The organism is Streptomyces sp. NPDC059900 (assembly GCF_050270335.1).
Classification (GTDB): Bacteria; Actinomycetota; Actinomycetes; order Streptomycetales; family Streptomycetaceae; genus Streptomyces.
On sequence record NZ_JBNNJZ010000417.1, the window covers coordinates 1 to 7,185 of the forward strand.

A 7,185-nucleotide genomic window follows, 5' to 3' on the forward strand; every position below is an offset into this window, starting at 1 on the left:
ATTTGCAAAATTCTCGTTGCTGGGGAGAAGTATTTTAAAGTCAAGTTGAGTCGGCGGTTTCCTGCGGTGGTGGTCAAGCGGGGGGCGGCGGGGGCGTTGGTCGCCCAGGGGGGTGAGGTGCGGGCCGAGGTTCCGGCGCTGCCTGCCGCTGCGCGGGACTCTACGGGGGCGGGGGATGCGTTCACGGGGGCGTTTCTTGCGGCGCGGCTGGGTGGGGCGGGGCTCTGCGAGGCTTCGGCGGAGGGGTGTCGGGCGGGGGCTCGGGCCGTTGGGGTGGTGGGGGGTCGGCCGCCGGGGTAGGGGGCGGGGTGGCTTCCGCTGCGGGCGCGTCGGGGTGCGGCGGCTTCGCTCTGTGGGTGGGGGCGGGGCCGCGTCGGTATGTCCGTCCTCGCCATCGGGTGCGCGCCGCCCGGTTCCTTCGGCTGGGGAGTGGGGCTTGCTGTGCTCCGGGCGGAAATACCGACACGTCCCCTCCCGTCTCACTGCCGACTGCGGGTACGTGGGGCGTACTGCGGCCCTGCTTCGTCGTTGGGTGCGGGGCCGCGTCGGTATGTCCGTCCTCGCCATCGGGTGCGCGCCGCCCGGTTCCTTCGGCTGGGGAGTGGGGCTTGCCGTGCTCCGGGCGGAAATACCGACACGTCCCCTCGCGTCTCGACGCCGGGTGCGGGCCGTCGTGCGTGCTGCGGCGTTGCTTCGTGGGTGGGTGCGGGGCCGTTACAGCTTTTTGGCCCAGGTGGAGATCAAGGGGGCCGTTGCCAGGTCCAGGGGTTCTGTTGTGATGTTGGCCAGGTGGTCCGTGATGTCTGATTCCGTGGCCAGGCCTGCCGACGTCAGGGACGCGCGTGCGTGTTGGATCGTGGCCGTCTCCAGGGCCGCGCAGGCGGGTGAGGCCAGAGGGAAGTACGCGTCGGCCTCCACCTGGCGCAGGCCCGCCGCCCGCAGCAGGCGGGGCAGCCCGCGGCCGTACGCGAGGTCGGTCCCGCGCTCGGTGAGCAGCGCACGCCGCAGGCGGTTCGCCAGCTGTTCCGCAGGGCCGTGCTCGTCGGGGCAGGCCAGGGGCTGGAGTGCCGGGTCCGCCTCCTCGATCAGCAGGCGGCCGCCGGGCCGCAGGGCCCGGATCATCGAACGCAACGCGGACTCCCGGTCCGGCACCCGGTCGAGCACGAGCCGCGCATGGACGAGATCGAAGCCCCCGGCGGGCGGCTGATCCGTCCCCACGTCGTGCTTGCGCACCTCCACCGGTGGCCGCGCGGCCGACGTCTGCCAGGAGATGTCCGTGTCGGTCGCGAGGACCCGCCCGGTGGGGCCGACCCGCTTGGCGAGCCAGGAGACGACGGAGAAGCCGCCCGCGCCGACCTCCCAGCAGCGCCACCCGGGCCCGATGCCGAGCCGCTCGATGTGCCGGAAGGTCGTGGGGTCGAAGAGCGCGGAGAAGGCTTCGGAGCACTGCCCCGCGCCCGCCCCCGCGGGAAGCCGATGGTGATTGCCGGTCAGATAGCCGTCGATGAGCGTCATAACGCAATTATCACGATTGTCCGGCTTACTCCCGGGAGGCAGTCGGAGCGGAGTGTTCCGTTCCCCCAGGGTCCCGCCACACTGTCGGAACGTGCTGGCAGACTGGCACGCCAAGTCACCAGAACGAGGAGCCACGCATGCCGATGGCAGGCAACCTGCGAAAGGTAGGAAACCTCCGCAAGGTAGGCGGCCTGCGCAAAGTCGCGCGGGTCGCCCAGTTCGTGCGCAAGCACAACCGCGTGGACCTGAGCCACCCCGCCCGCTCCCCCCTGGGCTCCGCGGTGGTCAATTGCGTGACGTACCGCAAAGGTGTGCGCCAGGAGGGCGGCCGGGATCTCGTCGAGGAGGTCGAGCGCGTCCGCAGGAGCGGCGACGGCTTCGTCTGGCTCGGACTGCACGAGCCGACGGAGGAGGAGTTCGCGGGCATCGCCGACCTCTTCGACCTGCACCCGCTCGCCGTGGAGGACGCGGTCCACGCCCACCAGCGGCCGAAGGTGGAGCGGTACGACGAAACGCTGTTCGCCGTCTTCAAGACCGTTTGCTACGTGGAGCATGCCGAACTCACCGCCAACAGCGAGGTGGTGGACACCGGCGAGATCATGGTCTTCGTCGGCAAGGAGTTCGTGATCACCGTGCGGCACGGCCGCCACGGCTCGCTCGGGCCGCTGCGCGAAGAGCTCGAATCGGCGCCCGAGCAGCTCGCCCAGGGCCCCGGCGCGGTTCTGCACGCACTCGCCGACCACGTCGTGGACGACTATCTCGTGGTGACGGACGCGGTGCAGGCCGACATCGACCAGGTGGAGATGGACGTCTTCTCCAAGGACGGGGAGCGCGCCGACCCCGGCCGCATATACCAACTCAAGCGCGAACTCCTCGAGCTGAAGCGGGCCGTGGTGCCGCTCGGCCGCCCGCTGCAGATTCTCTCCACCCAGCCGATGCGGCCGATCGCCCCGGAGATACAGGCCTATTTCCGGGACGTCGACGACCACCTCAAGCGGGTCACGGAACAGATCGCCGCCTTCGACGAGCTCCTGAACTCCATTCTCCAGGCCCATCTCGCGCAGGTGACGGTCGCGCAGAACGAGGACATGCGCAAGATCACCGCCTGGGCCGCCGTGATCGCCGTGCCGACGATGATCTGCGGTCTGTACGGCATGAACTTCGACTACATGCCCGAGTTGCACTGGAAGTACGGCTACGGACTGGTGATCGGCGTCATCGGAACCATCTGTTTCGTGCTCTACCGCGGCTTCCGCCGCAACGGCTGGCTCTAGGCTGTACGGGCCATGCCAACAACGGGGGAAAACGGGGGGCGGTGACCGATGCCTCTGCGCGAGGGTGATCCGGAGTCGATCGGCGGCTATCGGATCGAGTCGCGGATCGGCACCGGCGGCATGGGCGTCGTCTATCTGGGGCGCTCGGCGTCGGGCCGCGCGGTCGCGGTCAAGGTCGTCCACACCCAGTACGCGGACGACCCGGAGTTCCGCGCCCGCTTCCGCCAGGAGGTCAAGGCCGCACGCCGGGTCAGCGGCGCCTTCACCGCACCGGTCGTGGACGCCGACCCGGAGGCCGCACTGCCCTGGATGGCCACGGCGTACGTCCCCGGGGACACCCTCGCCCAGCGCATCGCCGACCAGGGCCCGCTGGACTGGCCGCAACTGAAGCGGCTCGGCGGCGAACTGGCCGAGGCACTGCGCGAGATCCACCGCGCCGAGGTGGTGCACCGCGACCTGAAGCCCAGCAATGTGCTGCTGCTGGACTCGGCGGGCGGCGCGGAAGGCGCGGACAGCAGTGCTGACGGCGGCATGACGCGCGTCATCGACTTCGGCATCTCCCGTGCCGCGCACAGCGACGTGCGGACGCAGACCGGCCTGGTGATGGGGTCGCCGCCGTTCATGGCGCCGGAGCAGTTCAGCAGCCCGCGCGACGTCGGGCCGCCGGTCGACGTCTTCGCGCTCGGCGCCCTGCTGGTGTACGCGGCCACGGGGCGCAGCCCGTTCGAGGCGGAGAACGCGTATCTGGCCGCCTACCAGACCGTGCACAACGACCCCGAACTGGGCGCGCTGCCCGAGGTGTTGCGCCCCCTGGTGATGTCCTGTCTCGCCAAGTCACCGCAGGAACGGCCCACTCCGGTGCAGGTTCTCGATGCCCTGGCCGCGCTGCCGGACGAGGGGCCGCCGGGCGAGCCACGGGAGCGTACACACCGGGAAGAAGGCGAACAGGACGAGAGAGACGAGGAAGTCCCGGCCGGTGACGTGACCTTTGCCTTGTCGGCGACGGTTCCGGCGGCGGCCGCCCCGCACACGCGCCGCGGCCGCCGGTTCAAGGTCGTTCTCGCGGGCGCCGCCGCGCTGGTGATCGCCACAGGAGTCTCCGTGGCGTTCCTGGGTGACGGGGATACCGAAGGCGGAGCGCACGCTTCGGCGAGCACCCCCGAGGGCTGGAAGCCGTGGCACGTCGCCGCCGAGAAGGATGCCGACGAGATGATGCCCTCGTCGGATGCCTGTACGCCGCACGCGCAGGGCGTCTTCTGCGCCTCCGCGACCACGGCCCTCACCCGGCTCGACCCCCTGACGGGCAAGACCAGCTGGACGAAGCCGATGCACCGCCCCAAGTCGGTCTCCGGCTATTCCATCACCGACCCGGTGGTGGGCGCCGGCACGGTGTTCACGTACAGCGCGGAGGGGTCCCAGGGAGTCGACGCGTACGACGCCAAAAGCGGCCGGCGGCTGTGGCGGCTGCCGGGACCGCACGCGGAGTTCCAGTATCTGAGCGGCGTACTCGTCGTGCACAAGGGCGAGTTGAGCGCTTCGCGTACCTCGACGTACACGGCGTACGACCCGCGGTCCGGCCGGGAGCTGTGGCACCACGAGGTGACGAGCGATTCGGCGGGCGTGTTCTACGCGGGTCCGGACGGGACGCTCTTCGCCGATCTGCGGATGGCCGGGCGCAAGGGCGGACCCGGCTCGTCGGAGATCGCCCGCTATGACGCGCGCTCCGGCCGGAAGCTGGGCGGCACGAAGGCCCCGAAGGGTGACCTGTGGCTGGCCACGGTGCACGAGGGCAAGGGGTACTTCGCGCGCTGGGAGGACGATTCGGGTGTCTCCTCGCGGTTCTTCATCCAGGATCTGACCTCGGGGAAGGTCCGCGGCATCGACTTCCCCTGGGCGGTGGAGCCGGAAGCGCCGCCGCTGGTGCGCGGCGACGCCATGTACCTCTTCGACTACGCCAACGAGACCGTGCTCGCGCTCGACCTCAAGCGGGGCAAGCCGCTCTGGACCACCTCGCGCGAACTGCGGATCTTCAGCGAGCCGTCGGTGCGGGGCGACACCCTGTACGCCACGATGCCCGACAGCAGTGTCATCGCCGTCGACATACGTAACGGCAGGGAGCGTTGGCGCTCGGCGCCCTCCTTCGTCAAGGACGCCGAGGACGCCAAGGACGGCTCGGTCGATGACCGGTCTCCGAGCGGTACGGCCCCGCTGGCACTGGGGGGCGTTCTGTACGGGGTGACGGACGAGGGGACGTTCTCGGTGGCCGCCGAGGGTGCGGCCAAGACTGCCGGTGGCGGCGCCGCCGGGGAAAAGGGTTAGTACCGGCCGCCGGCGGTCAGCTTTTCGCGTATACGCTCTCGACCCAGCCCGCGAGCTGGTCGTCGGTGAGGTGCGTGGCGAGGTCGGCCTCGCTGATCATGCCGACCAGGCGTTTGTTGTCGATGACCGGGAGCCTGCGGATCTGGCTGTTCTTCATCTCCTGGAGGACCTCGTCGACGTCCGCGCCCGAGTCGATCCAGCGTGGCGTGCCCTTGGCCATGTCGCCCGCGGTCGTGCGGGCCGGGTCGTGCCCCATCGCCACGCAGCCGACCACGATGTCGCGGTCGGTGAGGATGCCGCAGAGCCGTTCGTTCTCGTCGCTGATGGGCAGCGCGCCGACGTCGAGCTGGCGCATCAGCTGTGCGGCGCGGTCCAGGGTCTCGTGTGCGGGGATCCACTGGGCGCCGTGGTGCATGATGTCTCCGGCGGTGGTCATGAAGTACCTCCCGTTGCCGGACGGCCGGCGCGGCGCGGAGGCACCGCTAGTCCCGGCGCCCCTCATTCTCGCCGCGCGCCCGGAGGTCCGCACTCCGGGGAACGGACGCGGGCGGCGAAGCCCTCGGTGGGGCAGAAGCCTCAGGCGGCGAAGCCGATGATCTTTTCCGGGAGCACCCTGATGATCACCCGGACCTCCTCGTCCTTCTCGCCGGGCGGGTCGATGCCGAGGTACTTGTGCGAGAGCTCGTGCGGAAGCCGCTTGTGCGGGTCGGGGAGTATCTCGGCGACGCCGCGGATCTCGGTCGACGTGTACGGGTTGGCCAGGTCGAACACCGAGAGGCTGATGCGCGGGTCGCGTTCGAGGTTGCGGACCTTCTGCCGCCGCGCCGTGGAGGAGAACAGGACGGTGTCGCCCTCGCGTTTGATCCACACCACCGAGTTCTGGGGTGCGCCTTGGGGGCCGAGGGTCGCGACGCTGGCGAAGTTCTTGCCGTCGAGGAGCGTACGGACCGAGTCGCTGAAGTGGAGCGGTGTCGTTGCCATGCCCAGACTCTAACTACATGCACGTGCATATAAAAGGGGTTTGGTTCAACCACTCCACGCCGGGTGCCGCGGATCGTCCGCCCGTACGACCACGTCGGCCACAGCCGCGGGGTCCGTCTCCGCCTCGTACCGCTCGAAAGCGGACAGCGTCCACCGCTCGCCCTCCGCCGTGCGCCGCCGCAGAGCGCCCGGCGACAGGCTCGTGTGGACGGTCAGGTCGAAGGGGTACCAGTGGCCGAGGAGCAACGGGCCGTGCAGCAACAGCAGTGCGCCGGGCGGGAGTTGGACGTACGGACTGCGTGTCGCGCGGTCCGCGACCGGGTCCCACAGGTCCGGCAGGACCCGTCCCGTGCCACCCGGGTCAAGCGGGCCGAAGACCTCGCGCCAGAGCGCGCCGGTGTCGAACCAGCCGCTGTAGTACGACTCCACGTCCTCGCGCCCGTACTCGAGGCGCAGGGAGGCGGGGCGCAGGAAGTCCTGCGTGCCGACGACGAGCGCGGACCGTCCGCGCACCCGCAGCGCCTCGGCCACGCTCCGGGCCAGCTCGCCGGGGGCTGCCGCCGGGGCCCCGTCGAAGGCGATGCGCGGCCAGGGGCTCGCGTCGGCCGTCTTCAGGTCGAGCAGCCGGTCGGCGAGGGTGTCCGTGAGCCGGTCCCAGGTGATCGCTTCGAGTCGCACCCGTCCCATGATGCCCCGCCTCCCCGGTGCGGTGGCGGGCGCGCGCCGCCGGGAACGAGGGGCCTCGGTCCTGGCGCCGGCCCCCGTTTTGGGCGGTACGCGCCCGCCGGTCGGGGAATGAGTCCTTCATGGCCTCAATTCCCCTCGCCCGCAGCGGACTTCTCGCCATCCAGCCCCTCAAGCGCCGCCACTGCGCGGAGTGCCGTGGCGGGCCGCTCACCCTGCTGGTCATCGAGGATGCCGAGCCGCGCTGCCTGGACTGCGCCGACCTGGGGCATCTCGTCTTCCTGCCGCGCGGCGACACCGCGCTGACGCGTCGGGCCCGCGAGGGGAGCGGGCTCTCGGCGGTGGTCGTCCGCTTCAACCGGGGCCAGGGGCAGTACGAGCGCCAGGGCGTCCTCGTGGAGGAGGCGGCGCT

General features: G+C 70.7%; 7 protein-coding genes and 1 pseudogene. 4 read left to right on the forward strand and 4 right to left on the reverse strand.

The genetic code is table 11. The features are described 5' to 3' along the window. The coding region (locus ACQKIP_RS34565; RefSeq protein WP_427745049.1) for a PfkB family carbohydrate kinase at nucleotides 1-300 on the forward strand (300 nt) is incomplete at its 5' end. 414 nt (nucleotides 301-714) lie between these two features. Here ACQKIP_RS34565 and ACQKIP_RS34570 read toward each other — a convergent pair. Beyond that, a complete protein-coding gene (locus ACQKIP_RS34570; protein ID WP_365853065.1) occupies nucleotides 715-1,515 on the reverse strand; it encodes a methyltransferase domain-containing protein in 801 nt (266 codons plus the stop codon). 137 nt (nucleotides 1,516-1,652) lie between these two features. On the opposite strand from ACQKIP_RS34570, the gene corA reads away from it, so the two are divergent. Continuing rightward, nucleotides 1,653-2,789, forward strand: a complete 1,137-nt coding sequence (corA, locus tag ACQKIP_RS34575) for a magnesium/cobalt transporter CorA (protein ID WP_365853063.1) — start codon at nucleotides 1,653-1,655, stop codon at nucleotides 2,787-2,789. A 48-nt stretch (nucleotides 2,790-2,837) separates the two neighbouring features. Continuing rightward, entirely contained in the window at nucleotides 2,838-5,108 is a 2,271-nt protein-coding gene (locus tag ACQKIP_RS34580; RefSeq protein ID WP_365853061.1) for a serine/threonine-protein kinase, read from the forward strand. A gap of 16 nt (nucleotides 5,109-5,124) precedes the next feature. On the opposite strand, the gene ACQKIP_RS34585 is transcribed toward ACQKIP_RS34580, so the two are convergent. From ACQKIP_RS34585 to ACQKIP_RS34595, 3 genes are all read right to left on the reverse strand, one after another. Further along, a complete protein-coding gene (locus ACQKIP_RS34585) occupies nucleotides 5,125-5,544 on the reverse strand; it encodes a CBS domain-containing protein (RefSeq protein WP_365853059.1) in 420 nt (139 codons plus the stop codon). A 140-nt stretch (nucleotides 5,545-5,684) separates the two neighbouring features. Beyond that, a complete protein-coding gene (locus ACQKIP_RS34590) occupies nucleotides 5,685-6,089 on the reverse strand; it encodes a PPOX class F420-dependent oxidoreductase (RefSeq protein ID WP_365853057.1) in 405 nt (134 codons plus the stop codon). 45 nt (nucleotides 6,090-6,134) lie between these two features. Next, nucleotides 6,135-6,776, reverse strand: a complete 642-nt coding sequence (locus ACQKIP_RS34595) for a uridine kinase (protein WP_365853055.1) — start codon at nucleotides 6,774-6,776, stop codon at nucleotides 6,135-6,137. Between the two features lie 119 nt (nucleotides 6,777-6,895). On the opposite strand from ACQKIP_RS34595, the pseudogene ACQKIP_RS34600 reads away from it, so the two are divergent. Next, a pseudogene (locus tag ACQKIP_RS34600) lies at nucleotides 6,896-7,185 on the forward strand (DUF2293 domain-containing protein); the annotation flags it as partial.